This is a genomic window from Ruminococcus flavefaciens (genome assembly GCF_900143025.1).
GTDB lineage: Bacteria > Bacillota > Clostridia > Oscillospirales > Ruminococcaceae > Ruminococcus > Ruminococcus flavefaciens_I.
In genome coordinates, this window is the sequence record NZ_FRCT01000024.1 from 1 (window position 1) to 422 (window position 422).

Annotated in this window: 1 protein-coding gene; it reads left to right on the forward strand. The window is 37.7% G+C overall.

Translation table 11 applies throughout. The annotated features are described in order from the left end of the window. Positions 1-422: leucine-rich repeat protein (locus BUB28_RS15825; RefSeq protein WP_175547877.1), on the forward strand; the 422-nt coding region annotated here is incomplete at both ends.

Below are 422 nucleotides of genomic sequence, written 5' to 3' on the forward strand. Positions count from 1 at the left end.
GAAAGCTATTACGTTTTCTATAATTCAAATGGAAGCTACAGATATATTCCTAAGTCTCTTAAAAAGATCACTATCCTTGACGGTAAAAGAATTTCTGATTATGCTTTCTACAGAATGTCAGGCATTGCAGATGTACATCTTCCAAAGACCGTTACCGAAATTGCTGATAATGCATTCAATAGCTGCAGTGGTATAGAAAACGTTTACTACCCAAGCACAAGAGAAAACTGGGAGAAAAATGTTACTGTAGGCAAAAACAACGAATCAATTGACGGCAAGGTAAGATTCCTTAACGACTCAGATACAACAACTACAACCGTTTCAACTTCGACCACAACAACTACTACATCAACAAAGCCTGCTTCTTCTTCAACTTCTAAGGCTACAACCACTACAAGCAAGACCACTACATCTACTACAAC